The sequence below is a fragment of the Priestia sp. SRI_019 genome, from assembly GCF_057586255.1.
Genome location: NZ_JBYCZN010000001.1, coordinates 550137 through 570805, shown reverse-complemented (window position 1 = coordinate 570805; position 20669 = coordinate 550137). Strand labels below are relative to the sequence as shown.

The following is a 20669-nucleotide window of genomic DNA, read 5'->3' as shown; positions in this document are numbered from 1 at the left end:
CCTTCAACCAAAATGCGCTTGTTCCAGCCTCTTTCTTATTCGCTTAGTTTATCAAGATCTTCAAAGAAAGTAGGATAGGAGACGTGAATAGCTTCACTTCTCATTAGTGTTACCTCTCCCGTTGCAATGGCTGCTGCGACCGCAAGCATCATTCCAATTCGATGATCTCCATAGCTGTCTACTTCACCGCTTTTTAGAGCAGTCTTACCTTCAATGATGAGGCCATCAGCTGTTGGAGTAACAGAGGCACCGAGCTTGCTTAACTCCGTTGCAACCGTATCGATACGGTTCGTTTCTTTTACTTTTAATTCTTCGGCATCTTTAATAACCGTTTTCCCATTCGCCTGAGTCGCCAAAAGAGCAATCACTGGAATTTCATCAATTAAACGAGGAATTAAATCCCCCCCAATTTCAATCCCTTTCAACTGAGACGTTTCAATCGCCAAATCGCCAATAGGCTCTCCATTTTGAATACGTTCATTAGAAATTGTAAGACGTGCACCCATTTGCTGAAGCACATCAATAATACCTGTTCTTGTAGGATTGAGTCCGACGTTTTTCAAAACGATTCGGCTGTTTGGAACAATGGCTCCTGCAACAAGAAAGAACGCGGCTGAAGAAATGTCACCAGGTACGTATACATCCGTTCCGCGCAGAGATTGTCCTCCTTCAATGCTTACAGTCGTTCCATCTACCTCTACGTCTACTCCAAAGGCGCGAAGCATACGCTCTGTATGGTCACGTGATGTAAAAGGCTCGGTTACTTTTGTTGTGCCTTCTGCATGAAGTCCCGCTAGTAAAATCGCTGATTTTACTTGTGCACTTGCTACAGGAGAATGGTAATGAATTGCTTTTAAAGCGCCTCCTCGAGTCGATAAAGGCGTATATTGGCCGTGCTCACGCCCATCAATCTTTGCACCCATAGAGCGCAGGGGCACCGTAACGCGGCTCATAGGACGCTTGGCAATCGACTCATCTCCAATTAGAGACGTATGAAATGGCACACCTGCAAGAATTCCAAGCATTAAACGAGTAGTCGTTCCTGAATTTCCTACATCTAGGATGGAAGCAGGTTCACTTAACCCTTCGATACCTTTACCTTCGACTTCGACATACTCGCCTTCTCTTTTAATCGATACGCCCATCTTTTCAAAACACGAAATCGTACTTAAGCAATCTTCCCCTGCTAAAAAATGATTAATTGTTGTTTTCCCCTCTGCCATGGCTCCGAACATCACAGCTCTGTGAGAAATCGATTTATCTCCAGGAATAGAAATTTCTCCTTGGAGAGATGAAAGATTCGTTTTTAATTGTTTTCCACTCATTTCATTCACGCCTTTCATACATTAAGAAATAAACGTCTGATATTGATGCTGATGGAGACACGCTCTTGCCCGCTTTCTATCTTCCTCTGTTTGAAAGCTCAAACGTAATACTCCGTATATGTCTTCTCGTGTTTCTAAAATTCGAATGTTTGTAATACTGATTTCATCTTCTGCTAAATAACCCGTTACTTCTGAAATAATCCCCGGATAGTCAGGAACATCCACATAGAGATCATAAAAGGATGGAATCGCTCCTTTGGTTCGTACAGGAAGCTGATCTCTAAATTGTTTTGCTTGTGAAAAATATGTATAGATATCGTTCGCGTCTTTTCGTTCGATCATATTTCGCACGTCGTTCATTTCTTCAAGCCAGTGGTCAAACATTGAAAGAAGCGCATCCTGATTATGAAGCAAAATATCTCTCCACATCGCTGGACTGCTTGAAGCAATACGTGTAATATCGCGAAACCCTCCAGCTGCAAGCTGCGAAACTAGCTGGTTGTCTTGTTGGTAATATTCTGCTTGATGAACAAGGCTTGCAGCAATAATATGAGGAAAATGGCTGATGACACCCGCTAATTTATCATGTTCTTTTGGTGACATCACAATAATTTTAGCTTTTGTACCACTTAGCAATTCCTTTAAACTGTCCAAAGCCTCCGAAGAAGTAGAAGATGAAGGTGTTAATACATACATGGCATTTTCAAACAAATGAGCTTTAGAAGCAGCTACTCCGCTTTTATGAGACCCAGCCATTGGGTGGCCGCCGATAAACTCAATGCCTTTAGCAATAAGAGCTTCCGCTGTCTTCACTACCTCTTCTTTTGTACTTCCTACGTCTGTGACGATAACAGACTGTTTGAGCGTAAAACGTTCTAACTGTTTTAGCACTTCCGCTGCTTGAGTAACCGGAATAGCAATAACAATATAATCCGCTTGCTCAGCGCCTTGTTGCAAAGAAGAAGCCGCTTGGTCAATTACACCTAGGGTTTTGGCAAGCTCCAGCTGCTCTTGATTAATGTCAAAACCTATTACATCAAGATGATGATGCGTCTTTTTTATATTAAGCGCCAGCGATCCTCCAATTAACCCCAGGCCTATAACAAAAACATTTTCTGTCACTTTCCTTCACCTCATTGTACATATGAAGATGAGAGTGTGAAATCACACTCTCATCTTTTACTATATTGGGTATTAAGCTTTCGCCGCTTCTTGACTAACAAACTGCTGAAGCAATTCAATGATTTGTTCATTTTGTTCTTTCGTTCCCACCGTAATACGAACGGAAGTTGGGAAGCCTAATGCATTCCCTGAACGGACGATAAATCCGCGCTGCAATAAAAATTGAAACACTTCATCGCCTTGACGGCCAAAATCAATTAGAACAAAGTTAGTGAAAGAAGGATAATAGTTTAAGCCGTTCTTATCACAGAAAGCATAATATTGCTGCAAGCCTTCTTCATTTTTCTTTTTACACTCTTCAATGAACGCTTGGTCTTCAAGAGCAACGATTGCTGCTTTTTGAGCCATGCGGCTTGTATTAAAAGGTTCACGAGCCGGCTCAATTTTTTGTAGCAATGATTCGTTTGCAATACCGTAACCAATGCGCAAAGAAGCTAAGCCGTATGCTTTTGAAAATGTGCGAAGTACAATTAAGTTTTCGTATTCATTCAAAAACTCTACCGTATTCGGATAGTCGGCTTGATCTGCTGCATACTCAAAATAGGCTTCATCCATAACGATTAATGTATGCTTAGGAACTTGTTTCATAAAAGAAATTAACTCATCGCCCTTCACATACGTTCCCGTTGGGTTATTAGGGCTGCATACCCACACAATTGTCGTATTTTCATCAATTGCACGAAGCATAGCATCTAAATCATGATCTCCGCCGCGCAGCGGTACTTCACGGATTTCTGCACCTTCAATTACGGCATTGTGCTTATATTGAGGAAATGACGGCGTCGGCATGACAGTATTTGTATCAGCCGATAGCAAAGCTCGGCAAATAATTTGAATGACTTCATCAGACCCATTTCCAAAAATCAGCTGATCTTGCTCTACGCCTACGTGCTTTGCTACTGCTGCACGCAGTTCAGCTGCATAGCCGTCTGGATAAAGCGCCATATTTTCGATTTCTGTAGCAATCGCCTCTTTTACTAAAGCAGAACTGCCGTAAGGATTTTCATTAGACGCTAATTTTACGACGCGATCTAAATTAAATTCACGCTTTACTTCTTCAATTGGCTTACCTGGTTTATATGGAGATAAAGTTAGTAATTGTTCTTTTACCTTCAACGTGTTACACCTCGCATTTTTGTATAGGCGAAACGATGGATGCAACATACTCCTCAATTTGATTTAATCCGTCTCGGCGTGTATCCTTATTTAAAAGAACTTGTTCAAGCTGGCCAATTTTATTAACAATTGCACTTCCAATTACAATGCCGTCGCTATGTTCTTTTAACACCTCTACTTGTTCACTTGTTGAAATTCCAAAGCCGACGGCAACCGGTATAGAAGCTGCTGCTTTCACATCTTCTAAAAAGGTGCCAATATCAGCTGGCAACGTAGAGCGAACCCCAGTAACGCCTAAAGACGACACGCAGTATAAGAAGCCCGTTGCATCTGCAGCGATTTTTTGAATACGCTCTTTAGATGTAGGAGCAACCATTGAAATGTACGCAACTTTATTTTCAGCGGCAAGCTCCCGGATACGGCCACTCTCTTCGTACGGTAAATCCGGAATTAGCACTCCATCTATTTCATTTTCTCGCATTAACGCGAAAAAGGATTCTAAACCTAATTGTAACACAGGATTAAAATAGGTAAAGAGAATTACCGGTATTTTCACACCTTTTTTTCTCATCACCGATACAAGCTTAATGGCTTTTGAAATAGACATACCGCCAGATAAAGCTCTTTTGGACGCCTCTTGAATAATTGGACCATCTGCTAAAGGGTCGGAATATGGTACGCCCAGCTCTAAAATAGAAGCACCTTGCTTTTGCAAAGCCAAAGCAATATCCACCGTTGCATCTTCATGAGGATCTCCTGCTGTAATAAATGGAATAAACAATGTTTCATGTTTAGGTAGTCTCGCTTCAAACGTATTCATGTTCTTCTTCCTTCCCTTCTAGCAAGTTTACTAATGTATGAACGTCCTTATCTCCTCGACCTGACAAGCAAATTAAAATTGTTTCTTCTTTCGTCATGCTTTTAGCCAGTTCAAATGCTTTTGCCAGCGCATGAGCGGACTCAATAGCCGGAATGATTCCCTCTGTTTTCGCCAGCAGCTGAAGAGCTTCAATTGACTCATCATCCGTTACACTTTCATATTCTACTCGTCCAATAGATGAAAGGTGAGAATGCTCTGGACCGATACCTGGATAATCCAAACCTGCTGAAATAGAATAAGGCTCTGTAATTTGACCATTTTCATCTTGAAGTAAATACGTGAGCGTTCCGTGGATAACACCTTTTGTACCTTTAGCCATTTTAGCAGCATGAAGAGCTGTATTTAGTCCTTTCCCCCCTGCTTCTACCCCAATCAAGCGTACATTCTCTTCTTTAATAAAATCATAGAACATACCGATTGCATTACTGCCGCCTCCGACGCATGCCACGACAGCATTCGGAAGTTTTCCTTCTACCGCTGTAAACTGTTCTTTTGCTTCTTCTCCAATAATTTTTTGGAAATCTCGAACCATTTTAGGATAAGGGTGCGGTCCAATGGCCGAACCAATTAAGTAAAAATGATCTTCACAGTGTTGAACCCAGTAGCGAATTGCTTCATTTGTTGCATCTTTTAGCGTTTTTGTTCCAGAAGTTGCAGGAATGACTTCCGCTCCTAGAAGCTTCATGCGAAAAACGTTCAACGCCTGACGTTCAATATCTTCTTCTCCCATGAATACTTTGCATTCCATTCCGAACTTTGCAGCTACTGTAGCTGTGGCTACCCCGTGCTGACCCGCTCCTGTTTCAGCAATAATTTTTGTTTTGCCCATTCGTTTAGCAAGTAAAATCTGTCCAATGGCATTATTGATTTTGTGAGCACCGGTATGATTTAAGTCTTCACGTTTTAAATAAATTTTTGCCCCGCCGAGCGTTTCGGTAATATTATCAGCATATGTTAAAGCCGTTGGTCGCCCAGAGTAGTTAACAAGTAAAGATAGATACTCATCTTTAAATGCCGGATCTTTCATTGCTTGATTCAAAGCTGCTTCTACTTCTTCAAGTGGTTTCATTAATGTTTCAGGTACGTATTTTCCGCCAAATTCACCAAAGCGGCCAAATTCATCAGGATGATTGTATGTCATAGTATGATCTTCCTTTCAATCTCTATAATTTTTGTATAGTCCTTCGTTCCATTTGTTTCAATACCGCCAGAAATATCAATCGCCCCAGGCTTATAGGGTAACAAGTTCTCAATGTTACAAGCATTGATTCCTCCAGCAATAAAGCATTTTTTACCTAACCTTTGGGCAGCTGATTCATACTGAGGAACGAAGCTCCAATCAAAAGCGACGCCCGTTCCTCCAAATTGTTCTTTAACCTTGCTATCAATTACATACCCGTCAGCTTCTTCATATACATGCATTTGCTGCCGCGTTTCTTTATTGTGAGGGAGCGCTTTCCACACTTCATATCCACGCTGCTTTAACTGACGTACCTCCGCAGCTGTTTCTTGCCCGTGGCACTGAATTACATCTAAATTTGTTACGAAGGCAATTTCAAGTATTTGATCTACCGGCGTATTCACAAATACCCCTACTAGTGAGACTTGTTTTTTTATTTCATCCGTTACAAACTCATTTACTCGTTCAGGCTTTACATATCGTTTACTTTTTGGGTAGAAAATAAAGCCAATGTGAGTAGCAGCCGACTTTTCGATTAAAGCTATATCTTGTTTTGAGCGAATCCCACAATACTTAATAAGCATATTCACTTTCCCCAAACAGCTTTTCAATCGCTTTGGTTTGATTATCCTGTCTCATAAGCGATTCCCCTACTAAAATAGCTTTTGCTCCCGCTTCTTTTACATAGGAAACATCCTCGTATAAGTAAATGCCGCTTTCACTCACTAACAGCTGATCTTTCGGAACATGTTTAGCGATTTCTTTGGTCTGCTGCAAGCTGGTTTCAAACGTATGAAGATTTCGATTATTAATTCCAATAATCTTCGGGGTAAATACAGCTAGCAGCTTTTCAAGCGTTTCTAGAGAATGCACTTCTACTAAACAATCTAACTCTTTTTCGGCAGCTTGAAGATAAAGCTCTTGCAATTTTAATGGTTCAAGTGCTTCTCCAATGAGTAAAATAGCATCAGCACCGATTCTTGCACTTTCTTCCACTTGAATGGAATCAATGATGAAATCCTTGCGAAGCACAGGGATAGAGACATGCTGTTTAATGTCACTTAAAAACGTTCGATGTCCTTGAAAATAGTGCTGATCTGTTAACACAGACAAAGCATCTGCTTTCCCTTTCTCGTAGGCTTTAGCAATTTCCACAGGCTGAAAATTCTCTTTTATTAATCCTTTGGAAGGAGAAGCTTTTTTCACTTCTGCAATAAGAGCCAGCTCTCGATTCGGATTTGATAAAGCGTCTAAAAATGATCGTTTTGCAACATTTTGCTGTTCGGGTAACTGTAGGTTTTGAATTTCTTCTTTTTTTGTTTCAATAATTTTATTGAGCATGTTCAACCACCTTTTTCGATTTCAATCGTTGTAATTGTGTGTATGCAGCACCTGATTCAATTGTTTCCAAAGCTACAGCTACTCCTTCTTCAAAAGTAGAAACGTTTCCGCTAACGTAAATAGCTGCAGCAGAGTTCAACACGACTGCGTTTTTAGCAGTTACATTGCTTTTATTTAAAAATAGCGATTCAATAAGCTCGGCACTCGATTTTGCATCTTCTACCACTAAGTCTTCAAGCTTCCCTCTCTGTAAGTGTACATCCTCTGGTGCAAGCGTATATTCTGTAATGACATTGCCCTGTACTTCTACAACGTCCGTTACATCAGTGGCACTGATTTCATCCAAACCGTCTCTGCCTGCAACCAGAAGGACGTGGTTAGCTCCAAGTACAACAAGCGCTTCTGCTAATTTTCGTGCAAGCTCAATGGAATAAACGCCAATTACTTGCTTTGTGCAGTTAGTAGGGTTTGCTAATGGACCTAATGCATTAAAAACCGTTCTAAATCCTAATTCCTTTCGAGTAGCAGCAACGTGCTTCATAGCTGGATGATAAAGCGGCGCAAACAAAAAGGACATGTTGAGGTCAGCCACCGCATTTTTCACTTCTTTTTCATTTCCTTGAATCCATATATCCAGATGTTCTAACACGTCGGCACTTCCGCTTTTAGAAGATACGGCGCGGTTCCCGTGTTTCGCAACCTTTACTCCGGTAGCAGATGCCACAATCGCACTAGCCGTCGAGATATTAAACGTAGAGGCCCCATCTCCTCCGGTACCGCATGTATCTACTACGTTTAATTCTTCTAGAGAAATAGCATTCATATTATTTTTCATACCTCGGACAAAACCGACAATTTCATCGACGGTTTCTCCTCGGTACGTTAAGATGGTTAGCACGCTAGCGATTTGAGCTGCCGGGACTTTACCGTTCATAATATCATTCATAATTTTTTCTGCTTCTTCCGCTGAAAGTGACTCACCGCGCAAACACTTTTTTAACAATTCTTTAAACATATACATCCTCCTTTTTATCGTAGATGTCTTGGGCCAATTGAATTGTTTTGATTAAAGCGCTGGCTTTATTGCGGGTTTCTTTCCACTCAAGCTCCGGTTTTGAGTCAGCAACCACTCCTGCTCCAGCCTGGATATAAGCGGTCTGGTCTTTCAAAAGAATGGTCCGAATCGCAATGCACGAATCAATGTTTCCATCAAATCCGAGATATGCTACGGTTCCTGCATATACATTTCGCGCAACTGGTTCAATTTCATTTAAGATTTGCATCGCTCGCACTTTTGGAGCGCCAGATACGGTACCCGCTGGAAATGCAGAAAGCAGCGCATCAATGGGATGTACTTTTTCGTCAAGGCGCCCTGTCACTTTAGAAATCAAGTGCATGACGTGCGAAAAGTTAACCTGCTGCATTAATACTGGTGTTTGGACACTTCCATACTGTGCAACTCGGCCGATGTCATTTCTTGCTAAGTCCACGAGCATATAGTGTTCTGCCCGCTCTTTTTCATCGTTAATTAAGTCTTCGTATAAGCGCGCATCTTCTTCTGCATCCCTGCCACGTCTTCTCGTTCCTGCAATCGGATGAATTTCTAAATGGCCGTTTTCAATTTGAATCAACCGCTCAGGAGAACTTCCAATTAGCTCCACGCCTTTTACTTTCACGTAAAATAAATAAGGAGACGGATTAACTAATCGCAATACTCTGTAAATATCAAATCCAGCTACGGTCGTATCAATTTGAAATCTCTGTGACAATACGGCTTGAAAAACATCTCCGCTTTTAATGTATTCCTTAATTTTTTCCACATCTTGCACAAATTTATCTTTTTGGTATGACGATGTCACGCCTTCAAAGCTAACTTCGCGCTGCTCGCTTTCAAACATCATTGGCTTTTCTTTCACCGTCTGCGCTATTCTTTCAACATATCGATTGATCTCTGCTAAAGCTTCACCGTATTTTTCTTTTTTCTGCTGCTCTTTGTCTTGCTCATCAAGCTGAATGTAATGAATCACCATAAGCTCTTTTGTTTGATGATTGTACGCAAGCATCGTTTGACAATAGATAAAGTGAAAAGTAGGCATGTTCAAATCATTTTGGGCATGTACGTTTACTTTTTCAATTTGCGATACTGCGTCGTAGCTGATAAACCCTACTGCTCCTCCTTTAAAAGGAAGTGCAAGGTCTGGTACTTTCACTTTCAGCTCTTGCTGAATTTTACAAAATACCTCTTTAAAGCTGTCTCCTTGCAGCATAGGCTGAAGCTGCTTGTTTTTTGCTAGATAGGTTCCGTTTTCTTCCTCGACATACAAAAATGGATTTAAGCCAATAAAAGAATAATTGGACCATGGTGATGATTCATCATTACTTTCAAGCAAATATACGGCTTCATCTTTTACTTGTTGAAAAAGATCAACAGGTGTCATGCTATCGATAAATATTTTTTTTATAATTGGAATGGTTAAATACTCTGTAGAGTCTTCTAAAAAAGAAGTATACGTGTTCGTCATATCTTTCAATCCTCCATTTCATGGAGAATGAGAATAGATGAGGTTATATAAAAGAGGATATAATAAATAAACCCAAAGACACATCAAAAATGGGCCTTTGGGTATACGAATGGTAAAATTCACTCAACTAAACTCTGCTCAACTGTCTCATTCTCGTCTACCCTAATCTCAACTAAACTGTCTATTGTTTTCTCATAACTAAAATCTCTAAACTAACTTGTTACCAATTGTAGTACGTTTCAAATTCATTTGTCAACTACTATCTACTTGGCTTTAGACGAAACTAAGCTTTAAGCTCTTCATTCAGCAGTTTAAGAATCACTTCATCTTCTACTTGCTGAACAAAAGGCTTGCCTATGCCTTCAAGCAGTACCATGTGAACATTGCTTGATTTAGACTTCTTGTCCGCTTTCATTCTTACGAGCAGTTTTTCAGCTGAAAGATGGTTTGGGACAGACGTCTTGTAGCCAAATTTTTCAAACCATTTCGCAATGTCGTCCACAGGGAACTGACTTTTTCCAAGAACATTGCTGACTTTCATAGCAAACAGCATACCAATCGCTACGCCTTCTCCGTGGCTGATTTGTCCATAGCCGCACTCTGCTTCGATCGCATGACCTAGCGTATGTCCAAAGTTCAGATGGGCGCGAACGCCAGCTTCTGTCTCATCTTCTTTTACAACAGATGCTTTGACTAAAATACCGCTTTGAATAGCATAAATTAATTTTTCATCTTGTAAATCAGTCAGCGATTGTATATTTTGCTGAAGCCATTTATAAAATGCTTCATCGTGAATAAAAGCGTGTTTAATCACTTCTGCAAAACCGGAACGCCATTCTCTTTCGGGAAGCGTTTTAAGAAGATCAATATCATAAACAACCGCTTCAGGCTGATAAAAAGCACCAATCATATTTTTCCCAAGCTCATGATTAATGGCTACTTTACCGCCTACAGCACTATCGTGAGCAAGAAGCGTCGTTGGCACTTGAATAAAAGAAACACCTCTCATATAAGTAGCGGCTACAAATCCAGCTAAATCGCCTACTACCCCTCCGCCAAAAGCAATAACGAGCGCATTTCGATCAAGCTGCTGCTCGAGCGCAAATGTCTGACAATCGTAGTAATGTTGAAATGACTTTGCATGTTCACCGCTTGGCACTACGTATTTAGCCACTTTAAACTGCGTCTCAATCGCTTTTACAACCGCTTCTCCATAATATGAATCTACGGCTGAATCGGTGATGATTAACACGGACGACAGATTAGGTTTTACACTCTCGATAATAGAAGGCAGCTTTTCAATTAATCCATTTCCTAAATAAAGAGGATATGTTTTGGATAAAGTTTGAATATCAATTTGCAACATTAAAACTCCCTCGCATGTGCACGCATTTTCTCAATATTTTCAGCAATTAAATCAATTCGGTCTTGTCCAAACTGTTCGATTAGCGCATCAGCCAATTCCCAAGCTACAACGGCTTCTGCGACAACGCTTGCCGCCGGCACAGCGCAGCTGTCTGAACGTTCGATGCTTGCCTCGAAGGCTTCTTTTGTTTCAATATCAACACTTTTTAACGGCTTGTAAAGCGTTGGAATAGGTTTCATTACACCGCGTACTACAATTGGCATACCTGTTGTCATGCCGCCTTCAAAGCCGCCTAAGTTGTTTGTTTTACGGGTATACCCGTTCTTTTCATCCCATAGAATTTCGTCATGAACTTCGCTTCCTGGTCTGCGAGCCGCTTCAAAGCCAATCCCAAACTCAACGCCTTTAAATGCATTAATGCTCATAACAGCTGCAGCAATCTTCGCATCTAATTTACGATCGTAATGAACATAGCTGCCTACTCCTGCTGGCACGCCTTCAATAATAACTTCTACTACGCCTCCGATAGAATCGCCATTTTTCTTAGCATCATCGATTGCTTGCATCATGTCTTTCTCAACATCTGAGTCAAAACATCTTACTGGGGAAGCTTCAGTGACTTCTTGAAGTTCCTCTAAGCTTTTGTATTGAGGCGGATTTGCCTGTACGCCGCCAATTTCTAATACATGTCCAGCTACAGAAATCCCGAACTGAGCAAGAATTTGACGAGCCACAGCACCTGCTGCTACCCTTACAGTTGTTTCGCGAGCTGAAGAACGTTCTAATACATTTCTCATATCGCGATGACCATATTTAATAGCGCCGTTTAAATCGGCATGCCCTGGTCTTGGTCTCGAGATTTTACGCTTTACTTCTTCTGACTCTTCTTCAGAAATTGGCTCGATGCCCATAATTTTTGTCCAGTGTTTCCAGTCGTTATTTTCTACCGCTAACGTAATAGGAGATCCTAGCGTATAGCCGTGGCGGACACCGCTTAAAATTTCCGCTTGATCTTTTTCAATTTGCATACGTCTTCCGCGACCATGACCTTTTTGTCTTCGCGCTAAATCTGTATTGATGTCTTCGACTGTTAAAGGAAGCCCTGCCGGAACACCCTCTAAAATAGTAGTCAATTGTGGACCATGTGATTCTCCTGCTGTTAAATATCGCATAATCGTACCTCCGCTTAATATGTATTATTCGTCAGAATTTTTCCATTTTTAAATATGACTATACCATACTATAACATAAGAATGTACAAAAAGTTTCACCTCAGCTTTTAAGAAACCGCTTCTGGTTGTCTCGATTAAATGGTCTTTACTTTTCTGTAAAAAAACGTATCAGCCGTTTCAAATCCATACTTTTGCGGAGTAAAAACCTGTTCTGTGCTACCTACAAATAAGATGCCGCCAGGTGCTAAAGATCTGCTAAATTTTTCATATAAAGCATGCTTTGCTTCATCTGTAAAATAAATAAGCACATTTCGACAAACAATCAAGTCAACGTTTTTTGGAAAAGAGTCTGACAGTAAGTTATGTTTCTGAAAAACAACTGTTTTTTTGATTTTTTCATCTAATAAGTACCCGGTTCCTCTTTGTTGAAAGTACTTATTTTTCATCGAAACAGGCATTTCCTGAAGTGAACGTTCATCATAAAAGCCTATTTTTGCTTTTTCGATCACTTTTTCATCCAAATCAGTCGCCAATATAGAAATACGCGAAAGAGGAAAAAATGTTGATAAAACCATCGCTAGTGTATATGGCTCTTCCCCTGTTGAACAGGCAGCGCTCCACACTTTCAGGTCTGTTTTTCCTTTTACAAGAGTCGGTAAAATTTTTTGCTCCAATATATCCCACCGCTGATAGTTGCGATAAAACTCTGACACGTTAATCGTCATCCGATCTAAAAACTCCTCAAGCAGTTCGTTATTACTGTTCATTGCTCGGTAATATTCAAAAAAACTAGAAAAACCCTTTTTTTCATATAGGGAGGTAAGGCGGCGTTGCATTTGAGACTGCTTATATAGTGATAAATCAATGCCTGTTTTTATTTTTATTTTCTCCACAAACGCGTCGTATTCATCTATCATTTTTGACTCTCCTTTCTTATTTCTATACGTTGATGCTATATAAAGAAATAAAACCTTTATATATGCTTATCTTCTTACTAATATATCGGAATACATTGTGAAAATGTTTATGTAGAGAGATATTCGCAATCAATAGCCTAGGACCTATTTATAAAAACAATAAAAAAGACGAATGAAAATTCATTCGTCTCCTTGCGCTATCTAAATTAGTAAATCCAAGCGTCTGCGTCTTTTTTATAGAAAGTCAGCTCTTCACTTTCAAAGAATAAGCTGATTTCACGCTCCGCACTTTCTGGTGAATCTGAGCCGTGAATAATATTCTTATCGACAATCAGTCCATAATCACCTCGAATAGTTCCAGGAAGCGCTTCTTGAGGGTTAGTTTTCCCCACCATTTGACGTGATACTGAAATCACGTTTTCACCTTCCCATACCATAGCAAAAACTGGACCTGATGTGATAAATTTCACTAACTCACCGAAAAAAGCTTTCTCTTTATGTTCACCGTAGTGTGTTTCAGCTAATTCCTGCGAAATATGCATAAGCTTAGCTCCGACTAATTGAAAACCTTTTTTCTCAAAGCGAGAAATAACCTCACCAATAATGCTTCTTTGTACCCCATCTGGTTTGACCATTAAAAACGTTTTTTGTATCATTTTACTCTCCACCCCTGAAGTTCATGATATGTAAACAAGTTTTGAAAGCGCAATCACACCTCATGAAGATATTAACATTGTTTCGAGCAGTTTACAACTTATGAAAGTAAATAAATCAAAATTTCCGTTTTCCAATGTACTTCGCAATTTGATGCAGCGTTTTTTTCGCCTTGTTTGGCGGCAGTTCTTCTAAAATGCTCATCGCTTTTTGCAGATAACGATCGCTCATCTCAAATGAACGTTCAATGGCGTTAGAAGATTTAATATCAGAAATAATTTCATTGATCAGCTCTTGCTCATATTCCCTCTCGAAAAGCTGTTCTACTTTATCTCGAAACTCAGCATTTTCAATGGCATACAAAACTGGCAGCGTAATATTTCCTTGCAGTAAGTCGCTGCCAACTGGTTTCCCAAGCTGTTCTTCTGATGAGATAAAATCTAAAATGTCATCGGTAATTTGAAATGACATTCCCACGTAATATCCAAACCAAAATAAACGTTTATGTATATCTTCAGGGGCTCCCGCTGCAATTGCACCTAACTGACAGCTTGCAGCAATTAGCAGTGCCGTTTTACGTTTAATTCTACGCAGATACACGCGTAAGTTTTGGTTTAGGTTGTATTTGTCCTTAATCTGTTCAATTTCACCGAGCGTTAATTCCACCATCGTATTAGATAAAATTTTATGTGCTTCCACATCTTTAACCTCACTCATAACTTCAAGCGCACGAGCAAAGATGTAATCCCCTGTATACATAGCAATACGATTGTCCCATTTTGCCTTAATTGTTGGTTTTCCGCGTCTCTTATCAGCGTCATCAATAACATCATCATGAACAAGAGACGCCATATGAATCAGCTCAAGCGCTACTGCCACGTGTTTGATTTGGTCGATGTTGTAATGCCCAAATTTAGCTGCCAACAAAACAAATACAGGGCGAATTCGTTTCCCCCCTGCTTGTAAAAGGTGAAGAGAAGCATCTGTGATAAGTGTTTCATCGGTATGAACAGTTTGTTCAAGTTCTTTCTCAATAAGGGTAATATCCGTATTCAAAAAAGCGTACATCATTTTTAGTTTCATTGGACTCACCTTGCATTATATATTCATTCTTTACTCCTTATCCTACAGGCTGTTGCACCTGTAGGACAAGCTTTTTCTCTTTTATCGTTTGTACCCTAGATGCATCGCTGCTACTCCACCTGTGTAAGATTTCACTTCAACATCTGTCAAACCGGCTTCACGGAACATATCAGCCAATTGCTTTTGACCTGGAAAGTCCCTAGCTGACTCTTGAAGCCATGAATATTCATCATAGCTTTTAGCGACCATCTTTCCAAGCGCAGGCATAATATACTTAAAATAAAGCAAGTACATTTGTCGGTAGCCGATCATCGTGGGCTGAGACGTTTCAAGGCAAACCACTTTTCCGCCAGGTTTCACGACGCGCTGCATTTCCTTTAACACTTGAAGGTAATCGGGCACGTTGCGCAGTCCGAATCCAATCGTTACATAGTCAAATAAATTATCTTCAAAAGGAAGTTCCATTGCATTGCCATGTAGTAAGGTAATATTTGAAAAAGGTGAGTTTTTTACTTTCTCTTCACCAATCTTTAGCATATTCTGACTAAAATCCAGGCCAACTGCCTCTCCTGTTTCTCCAACTGCTTCCGCCATAGCTAGCGTCCAATCCGCAGTTCCGCAACAAACATCTAAAGCTTTTGTTCCTTTTTGAACATTCATTCGCTTCATCGTATCTTTGCGCCATGCCTTATGACGCTGAAAACTAATAACAGAATTCATTTGATCATAATTTTTATATATTTTTTCAAATACGCCATGGACACGCTGTTCTTTTGATTGCTGCATATCTCTATCCTTCTCCTACGACATTTTTCAGCACTTCTAAGCTAGATGTAAGTTCATCTAAGTGCTCTCTTAAAAACTCATTCATCACAAATTCACTTCGTAAGTATCCTCTAACAATGTTTACAGACTGTTGAGTATACGAATAAAGGTATTCTTTTATTTGTTCTTGATTCATACCAATTTGTTTGCAATAGTTTAGCAAGAGAGTAGGCTCTTTATGCTGTAATGACTTTAATTGCTTTAATATCCCGTTCAAATACGCTGCATGTTTTAAAAGTTCTTTCCACTCTTCACGTTCAAAATAGTCACATAAGCATCTTACAAACGATGATTCTGCTGCTAAAAAACTATTCATAACGTCGTGTGGATTAGTAGAGCGATTGTTATAAATGTGTATCTTAGCGATATTAATTTCTTTAATAGCAGATGCTATAACTTTCATTAAATTCAGCTGGTTGCTTTGAGCTAAATAGTAATAGTACAGGCCGCTGTAATAATCTCCGGCCAAAACTACCAGCTGCCGCTCATGCAGCTTTCCTTCATTTCCGCTAACATTTTGAGTGGAGACTAGATCGTGGGTATCAAGTGCGGTTTGAACGAGCATCACAGATAGCACAGAGCTGTTCTTTTTTTCTTCTTCCATTGAAAGAGTATCTAAGAACGAACACATGTACAGTAATCTATTTTCATCAATACGCGGATGATGAATATATTTTTTTACATATGGATGACTTAATTCAACATGAAGCTGTTCTTTCATGTTGGCCACAATATCATAGATGGTTTTTACGCTCATCATCCTTGTCTCCCTTTCCATCACTATTTGTTTAAAGTTCTTTTAACTCCAAATCGATAGTGTCAATTATAACATAATTACATTATAAAATATCCTTTAAATTCTTTTGAAGCTTTTTCACGGTTTAAATCATTTAGCTGCTCATCCGCTTGAATACCGTTCATCTACATACCATCTGGATTCCTTAGACAGTAATTTAAGATATTGCTTTTAGTTTCACCATGTTTTTCCTGTTCTTATTCATTTATTTTAAATATAAATAAAAGCAGGAAAATCCCTGCTTATTTTTTCGTATCGGATTCAATTTCTCCGTGAACAGTCTGAATGACGGCTTTGCCACGAATTTTAATTGCGGATGTATGCTCAGTAAACTGCGCAATCATTACTTCGCCTTTATCTAGTTTTTCTGAATGATGAAATCGCGTATCTGCTCCTCGCGTTAAGCCAATTACGTTAACTCCATCTTCGACCGCTTTAATGACAATATACTCCGGCGTTCCTTTTTGTGTCATATTCTCTTCTCCTTCATCATCCACATTATGATTTAATCAGTGATAAAACTTCAGCTCTAGAACTTGCATCGTGTTCTAACACTCCGCGTACAGCAGAAGTGATTGTCATAGCTCCAGGCTTTTTAATGCCTCGCATGGTCATACACATGTGCTCTGCTTCCACTACTACCATGACCCCGTGCGGCTCTAATGTTTCTACAATAGAATCCGCCACTGTAGATGTAATTCTCTCCTGAAGCTGAGGACGTTTCGCAACAGCTTCTACCGCTCTTGCCAGCTTACTTAAACCGGTCACTCGTCCGCCTTTTGGAATATACGCAACATGAGCTTTTCCGTAAAAAGGCACTAAGTGGTGTTCACACATAGAGTAAAAAGGAATATCTTTTACAAGCACTAGCTCTTCATGGTCTTCTCCAAAAACTGTTTTAAAATGCTCTTTTGGATCTTCATTCAACCCGGAAAAGACTTCCTCATACATTTTAGCTACTCGCTTTGGTGTATCTAATAATCCTTCACGGTTTGGATCTTCGCCAATTGCTTCTAAAATTAGTCTCACGGCTTGTTCGATCTGTGGTTTATTTACAGATGACATGTTGTTGCCCTCCAATTCGTTGCATTACGACTTTATGAAAAAAATTCTAGCATATGTATATACCAAAGGCAAAAAAGAAAGGTCGCAAATGTGCGACCTTTCAAAGCTCTTCATCAACGGCTATGAATAAAGCCATTTTATGTAGATATTATTTTACAGCATCTTTAAGAGCTTTACCTGGTTTGAATGCAGGAACTTTGCTAGCAGGAATTTCGATTTCTTCGCCAGTTTGTGGATTGCGTCCTTTACGAGCAGCACGTTCACGTACTTCGAAGTTACCAAAACCGATAAGTTGAACTTTGTCCTCAGCTTTTAAAGCTTCTAAAATTGTATCGAAAACAGCATCAACTGCTTTTGTAGCATCCTTTTTTGAAAGCTCACTTGCTTCTGCAACAGCATTAATTAATTCTGTCTTGTTCATGCCATTCACCTCCTCCCAAAATCGGATCATATAATAACTAAAAACCTTGTTAGAAAAGGAATCTAGTAATTCGTTATATCTCATTCTTTAACAAAACAAATGGATATTATACATAACCTATGTATCGACAAGCCTAATCATAAACGATTGAACTAAATAATTCAATGTTTTTCATTCATCTGCCGTATGTATGTAGTGAAAACAGTATGATCGATCGATTTCTGTTAAAAGATTAACATATTGAACAAGGCATAGCAAGCAGAAAATAACGCAGGAATAGGATAACCACGCGATCTATCACAATATATGTAAAGTTTTGTATGATCTATCCAAAAAGAAGAGGCTCCTTTATGAGGAGCCTAACGTTATATTCTTATAAAATAATCGCGATTAAACCTCCGGATCCTTCGTTAATAATCCGTTCTAGCGTTTCTTTTAACTTATATCGCGCATTTTCAGGCATCAGCGACAGCTTTCCTTGAATCCCTTCTCTTACGATTGAACTTAGAGAGCGGCCAAATATATCTGAATTCCAAATTGAAAGCGGATCATCTTCAAAGTCTTGCATCAAATAACGAACTAATTCTTCGCTTTGCTTCTCCGTTCCGATAATCGGCGCAAATTCTGATTCTACATCCACTTTAATCATGTGTATAGAAGGTGCCACTGCTTTTAAACGAACTCCAAAACGCGATCCTTGGCGAATAATTTCAGGCTCATCAAGGCTCATATCCGAAAGCGAAGGTGCAGCTACACCATAACCCGTTTGTTTAACCATACGAAGGGCATCAGAGACTTGATCGTACTCGGTTTTTGCATGAACAAAGTCTTGCATTAACTGCAGCAAATGATCTCTTCCGCGAATTTCTACTCCCACGATTTCTTTCAAAATCTGGTCGTATAAGTCATCTGGAGCGTATAAGTCAATTTCGGCAATTCCCTGCCCCATCTCAATTCCGGCTAATCGAGCCTGATCGATGAACTCAAACTGGCTAAATTGCTCTACTACCCGTTCAACGTCTCTCAGCCTCTTAATATCTTTTACCGTTTCTTTAACGGCTTCTTGATAGCTTTCACGCAGCCAATGTTTATCTTTTAAAACCATTACCCAGCTTGGTAGATTAACGTTAACTTCTAATACAGGGAACTCGTAGAGTGCTTCTCTTAATACGTTCATCACATCAGTATCGCGCATGCTTTCCACACTCATCGCTAATACTGGAATATCATATTTTTCATTAAGCTTTGCACGAAGCTTTTCTGTATCAGGATGATATGGCTGTACGGTATTAATAACCATGATAAATGGTTTGCCTACTTCTTTTAACTCATTAATGACGCGCTCTTCTGCTTCGACGTAATCTTGACGAGGTATATCTCCAATTGAGCCATCTGTTGTAATGACGACACCAATCGTTGAGTGTTCTTGAATTACCTTTCTCGTTCCAATTTCAGCCGCTTCGTGAAATGGAATTGGTTCTTCATACCAAGGCGTATTGATCATTCGAGGTCCGTTTTCATCTTCGTACCCTTTAGCCCCAGGCACCGTATATCCTACACAATCTACTAACCGTATGTTAACTTCTAGCCCGTCATCTACCAAAACATTAACTGCTTGATTCGGTACGAATTTCGGCTCAGTTGTCATAATCGTTTTCCCAGCTGCACTTTGTGGTAGTTCATCTTGTGTGCGAGCTCTTTCTGCCTCGTTCTCGATGTGAGGCAGGACCACCAGCTCCATAAATTTTTTAATAAATGTAGATTTCCCTGTTCGAACTGCTCCCACCACACCTAAATATATATCGCCTCCTGTACGTTCAGCGATATCTTTAAATACATCCACCTTTTCCAAAAGATCCCCTCCGATCTATGAGTTCATGGAATATGACATCCATTGCGAGAGTAAATTAGGACACTATATAGTTATGACGTTGTCCTATTAAAATATGACTTTTGATAGAAAAATTTATGATTTTTTTCATGCACATGCTGACTTAGTCATTCTGATTATCATTATTGGTGTACAAGAAAGAGAAAACCCCTTCTCTCTGAATATTATTCAAGGAGAAGGGGTTCATGACTTATTTTTTAAAAAATATTGGTTCATTCTTATCGTTGACTGTATAAGGAAGAGAGTAAGCAGGTACAAAATCACTGTTTTCCACAAGGAGCTTTCGTATATCTTCACCAGGTTTGTAGGAGCTTTTATGCTTTTGAATGGCATCATACAAATCAGGACGATAGTCTACAAATACATCTCCCTGTCCATTAACAATTAAAGAAAGACTATTCCCTGTATATGGGCTAGTAACGACAGGAGGCTCTTTCATATTCAATTTTTTATAATTAATAGAGAATACGCCGGGAGCGATGACGTCTTTAAACGGTACGTACCCTTTATGATTTTGACGGTATATATTCAAATGTACGTTAACATCTTGAATCGTATCCGCCATCCGTAAGTCTAATAATTTAACCGTGGGGTTTGTTTCTGCATCCACAAGTACGTACGCAAATATCCCTCCGCTTTCATACGAATTCCCAGGTGCGTCTTGCATGTATCTAGGAACTATTTTCGTAAAGTCAATTGGATATTTTTGATAAATCGGCGTGTCCATATCTTTCGTTTTTATTGGCAATAAGCCTCCGCTTTCTTGTTTAAATTGATCAACCGCCGTTTGCACGGAAGCAACTTGATCTTTATAAGGAACTTGATTTTGAGACATTCTTTCCGCCGGGTACAAACAACCGGATAATACAAAAATGGTTAACCCAACAATAGACGTTAGCATGAATTTTTTCATTTTCCTCACCCTACCATATG

Annotated in this window: 21 protein-coding genes; all 21 read right to left on the bottom strand. The window is 39.6% G+C overall.

The annotated features are described in order from the left end of the window. Window positions 1-35 precede the first annotated feature (35 nt). The 21 genes from aroA to AC2YJL_RS02865 all read right to left on the bottom strand — a co-directional run bounded on the left by aroA (window position 36) and on the right by AC2YJL_RS02865 (window position 20649). Window positions 36-1325 carry a 3-phosphoshikimate 1-carboxyvinyltransferase gene (gene aroA, locus AC2YJL_RS02965; protein WP_230933528.1) on the bottom strand — a complete coding sequence of 430 codons (1290 nt, stop codon included), beginning with the start codon at window positions 1323-1325 and terminating at the stop codon, window positions 36-38. Between the two features lie 21 nt (window positions 1326-1346). Beyond that, window positions 1347-2447, bottom strand: coding sequence for a prephenate dehydrogenase (locus AC2YJL_RS02960; RefSeq protein ID WP_195695952.1), 1101 nt, complete (start codon window positions 2445-2447; stop codon window positions 1347-1349). A gap of 72 nt (window positions 2448-2519) precedes the next feature. Further along, window positions 2520-3623 carry a histidinol-phosphate transaminase gene (hisC, locus tag AC2YJL_RS02955; protein ID WP_230933529.1) on the bottom strand — a complete coding sequence of 368 codons (1104 nt, stop codon included), beginning with the start codon at window positions 3621-3623 and terminating at the stop codon, window positions 2520-2522. Window positions 3624-3627: 4 nt separating this feature from the next. Beyond that, entirely contained in the window at window positions 3628-4443 is an 816-nt protein-coding gene (gene trpA, locus AC2YJL_RS02950) for a tryptophan synthase subunit alpha (RefSeq protein WP_042991910.1), read from the bottom strand. Next, a complete protein-coding gene (gene trpB / locus AC2YJL_RS02945) occupies window positions 4430-5644 on the bottom strand; it encodes a tryptophan synthase subunit beta (protein ID WP_013059002.1) in 1215 nt (404 codons plus the stop codon). Before trpB ends, trpA begins: the two co-directional genes overlap by 14 nt. Beyond that, a complete protein-coding gene (locus tag AC2YJL_RS02940) occupies window positions 5641-6267 on the bottom strand; it encodes a phosphoribosylanthranilate isomerase (RefSeq protein ID WP_487374620.1) in 627 nt (208 codons plus the stop codon). Before AC2YJL_RS02940 ends, trpB begins: the two co-directional genes overlap by 4 nt. Further along, on the bottom strand, window positions 6257-7024 hold the full coding sequence (gene trpC, locus AC2YJL_RS02935) for an indole-3-glycerol phosphate synthase TrpC (RefSeq protein WP_014458352.1): 768 nt from the start codon (window positions 7022-7024) through the stop codon (window positions 6257-6259). Before trpC ends, AC2YJL_RS02940 begins: the two co-directional genes overlap by 11 nt. Beyond that, on the bottom strand, window positions 7014-8039 hold the full coding sequence (trpD, locus tag AC2YJL_RS02930; RefSeq protein ID WP_251568782.1) for an anthranilate phosphoribosyltransferase: 1026 nt from the start codon (window positions 8037-8039) through the stop codon (window positions 7014-7016). Before trpD ends, trpC begins: the two co-directional genes overlap by 11 nt. Then, the gene (gene trpE / locus AC2YJL_RS02925; protein WP_251568784.1) at window positions 8032-9546 is read right to left on the bottom strand and encodes an anthranilate synthase component I; all 1515 of its coding nucleotides are present in this window, start codon (window positions 9544-9546) and stop codon (window positions 8032-8034) included. The genes trpD and trpE overlap by 8 nt, the downstream gene beginning before the upstream one ends. A gap of 283 nt (window positions 9547-9829) precedes the next feature. Continuing rightward, window positions 9830-10912 (bottom strand): 3-dehydroquinate synthase, encoded by a 1083-nt coding sequence (gene aroB / locus AC2YJL_RS02920; protein WP_230933532.1) that lies wholly within the window; start codon window positions 10910-10912, stop codon window positions 9830-9832. Further along, window positions 10912-12084, bottom strand: a complete 1173-nt coding sequence (gene aroC / locus AC2YJL_RS02915) for a chorismate synthase (RefSeq protein ID WP_251568785.1) — start codon at window positions 12082-12084, stop codon at window positions 10912-10914. The genes aroB and aroC overlap by 1 nt, the downstream gene beginning before the upstream one ends. Window positions 12085-12218: 134 nt before the next feature. Then, complete coding sequence (locus AC2YJL_RS02910) at window positions 12219-13001, bottom strand: CheR family methyltransferase (protein WP_230933533.1); 783 nt, start codon at window positions 12999-13001, stop codon at window positions 12219-12221. Window positions 13002-13207: 206 nt separating this feature from the next. Then, window positions 13208-13657 (bottom strand): nucleoside-diphosphate kinase, encoded by a 450-nt coding sequence (gene ndk / locus AC2YJL_RS02905; protein ID WP_028410739.1) that lies wholly within the window; start codon window positions 13655-13657, stop codon window positions 13208-13210. A gap of 115 nt (window positions 13658-13772) precedes the next feature. After that, complete coding sequence (hepT, locus tag AC2YJL_RS02900; RefSeq protein WP_013084891.1) at window positions 13773-14738, bottom strand: heptaprenyl diphosphate synthase component II; 966 nt, start codon at window positions 14736-14738, stop codon at window positions 13773-13775. A gap of 81 nt (window positions 14739-14819) precedes the next feature. Next, on the bottom strand, window positions 14820-15524 hold the full coding sequence (locus AC2YJL_RS02895; RefSeq protein ID WP_251568786.1) for a demethylmenaquinone methyltransferase: 705 nt from the start codon (window positions 15522-15524) through the stop codon (window positions 14820-14822). Window positions 15525-15528: 4 nt separating this feature from the next. Further along, window positions 15529-16323, bottom strand: a complete 795-nt coding sequence (locus tag AC2YJL_RS02890) for a heptaprenyl diphosphate synthase component 1 (protein WP_014458346.1) — start codon at window positions 16321-16323, stop codon at window positions 15529-15531. Between the two features lie 278 nt (window positions 16324-16601). Next, the gene (gene mtrB / locus AC2YJL_RS02885; protein ID WP_013059014.1) at window positions 16602-16832 is read right to left on the bottom strand and encodes a trp RNA-binding attenuation protein MtrB; all 231 of its coding nucleotides are present in this window, start codon (window positions 16830-16832) and stop codon (window positions 16602-16604) included. A gap of 25 nt (window positions 16833-16857) precedes the next feature. Beyond that, window positions 16858-17424: a GTP cyclohydrolase I FolE gene (gene folE / locus AC2YJL_RS02880; RefSeq protein ID WP_013059015.1), complete on the bottom strand. Its 567-nt coding sequence runs from the start codon at window positions 17422-17424 to the stop codon at window positions 16858-16860. A gap of 148 nt (window positions 17425-17572) precedes the next feature. Further along, window positions 17573-17845 carry an HU family DNA-binding protein gene (locus AC2YJL_RS02875; protein WP_013059016.1) on the bottom strand — a complete coding sequence of 91 codons (273 nt, stop codon included), beginning with the start codon at window positions 17843-17845 and terminating at the stop codon, window positions 17573-17575. 373 nt (window positions 17846-18218) lie between these two features. Beyond that, window positions 18219-19697, bottom strand: a complete 1479-nt coding sequence (gene spoIVA / locus AC2YJL_RS02870; RefSeq protein ID WP_013059017.1) for a stage IV sporulation protein A — start codon at window positions 19695-19697, stop codon at window positions 18219-18221. 229 nt (window positions 19698-19926) lie between these two features. Continuing rightward, window positions 19927-20649, bottom strand: coding sequence for a hypothetical protein (locus AC2YJL_RS02865; protein WP_028410737.1), 723 nt, complete (start codon window positions 20647-20649; stop codon window positions 19927-19929). Window positions 20650-20669: the final 20 nt, after the last annotated feature.

Coding starts and splice junctions, on each gene's coding strand:
- AC2YJL_RS02940 (WP_487374620.1), bottom strand. CDS start 6,267: ATGCTTATTAAGTATTGTGGGATTCGCTCAAAACAAGATATAGCTTTA.
- ndk (WP_028410739.1), bottom strand. CDS start 13,657: ATGATACAAAAAACGTTTTTAATGGTCAAACCAGATGGGGTACAAAGA.
- AC2YJL_RS02895 (WP_251568786.1), bottom strand. CDS start 15,524: ATGCAGCAATCAAAAGAACAGCGTGTCCATGGCGTATTTGAAAAAATA.
- aroC (WP_251568785.1), bottom strand. CDS start 12,084: ATGCGATATTTAACAGCAGGAGAATCACATGGTCCACAATTGACTACT.
- trpA (WP_042991910.1), bottom strand. CDS start 4,443: ATGAATACGTTTGAAGCGAGACTACCTAAACATGAAACATTGTTTATT.
- AC2YJL_RS02875 (WP_013059016.1), bottom strand. CDS start 17,845: ATGAACAAGACAGAATTAATTAATGCTGTTGCAGAAGCAAGTGAGCTT.
- aroB (WP_230933532.1), bottom strand. CDS start 10,912: ATGTTGCAAATTGATATTCAAACTTTATCCAAAACATATCCTCTTTAT.
- hepT (WP_013084891.1), bottom strand. CDS start 14,738: ATGAAACTAAAAATGATGTACGCTTTTTTGAATACGGATATTACCCTT.
- AC2YJL_RS02865 (WP_028410737.1), bottom strand. CDS start 20,649: ATGAAAAAATTCATGCTAACGTCTATTGTTGGGTTAACCATTTTTGTA.
- trpC (WP_014458352.1), bottom strand. CDS start 7,024: ATGCTCAATAAAATTATTGAAACAAAAAAAGAAGAAATTCAAAACCTA.
- folE (WP_013059015.1), bottom strand. CDS start 17,424: ATGTCATCTGTAAATAAACCACAGATCGAACAAGCCGTGAGACTAATT.
- trpB (WP_013059002.1), bottom strand. CDS start 5,644: ATGACATACAATCATCCTGATGAATTTGGCCGCTTTGGTGAATTTGGC.
- trpD (WP_251568782.1), bottom strand. CDS start 8,039: ATGTTTAAAGAATTGTTAAAAAAGTGTTTGCGCGGTGAGTCACTTTCA.
- mtrB (WP_013059014.1), bottom strand. CDS start 16,832: ATGACACAAAAAGGAACGCCGGAGTATATTGTCATTAAAGCGGTCGAA.
- aroA (WP_230933528.1), bottom strand. CDS start 1,325: ATGAGTGGAAAACAATTAAAAACGAATCTTTCATCTCTCCAAGGAGAA.
- AC2YJL_RS02910 (WP_230933533.1), bottom strand. CDS start 13,001: ATGATAGATGAATACGACGCGTTTGTGGAGAAAATAAAAATAAAAACA.
- trpE (WP_251568784.1), bottom strand. CDS start 9,546: ATGACGAACACGTATACTTCTTTTTTAGAAGACTCTACAGAGTATTTA.
- AC2YJL_RS02890 (WP_014458346.1), bottom strand. CDS start 16,323: ATGATGAGCGTAAAAACCATCTATGATATTGTGGCCAACATGAAAGAA.